The organism is Streptomyces sp. AC627_RSS907 (assembly GCF_019049165.1).
The window spans coordinates 1-642 of the sequence record NZ_JAGMUE010001457.1 but is presented as its reverse complement, the minus strand read 5'-3'; the positions used below and the strand labels follow the sequence as shown (position 1 = coordinate 642).

Sequence of the window (642 nt, the reverse complement as noted above, 5' to 3'; positions counted from 1 at the left end):
CTCGGCCACCAGGACGGAGCTGAACGGCGCCCCCGGCCACAGCGGCTCCCCCACCTCCAGCGAGCCACCCGGCGCCACGATCACGCCCTCGACCTGCGGCGACGCGGCCAGTACGGCCAGCGGGCGAAGCGCCTTGTCGGTGTCGGCCCGCCGCGCCCGCACGGTGAGCAGCAGCTCGGCGCGGGGCCCGCGCACCGGGTCGGCGAGCGGGTCGGCGGGGTCCGCCATGGGCTGGGCCGACATGCCGAGGGTGGCGTAGCGCACGACGTCGGCCCCGCCACGGTCGCCGGCGGCGTCACCCGTGAAGCGCAGCACCTCGATGCGGTCGGTGCCGACGAAGGTGATGGCGGCGCGGGCGTCCGGCTCGCCCAGCGCCATCCGCAACCGGGCTTCTACCAGCTCGAGAACATTGGCCATGCGGCGAGCATAGAACCCGTATCGAAGAGGCGAAGCGGCACGCCGGGGCCATACACCCCTGGTAGCCTTGGCGCCTGATCAGGGACTTACGTCGTCCCCTACGGGGGACCGGCCGGAGGAGGTGGGGCTGCGGTGGATCCTAGTCGACCGTGCAGTACCGACTGTTCTCCCGTCCTCTCGCTCGGGACGCGCCCCTTCTCTCGGTGATCTGCTGCCTTCCGTACC

General features: G+C 72.7%; 1 protein-coding gene. It reads right to left on the bottom strand.

The features are described 5' to 3' along the window. On the bottom strand, positions 1-417 hold a 417-nt coding region (locus KUM32_RS42415), incomplete at its 3' end, for a suppressor of fused domain protein (protein WP_217146911.1). Positions 418-642: the final 225 nt, after the last annotated feature.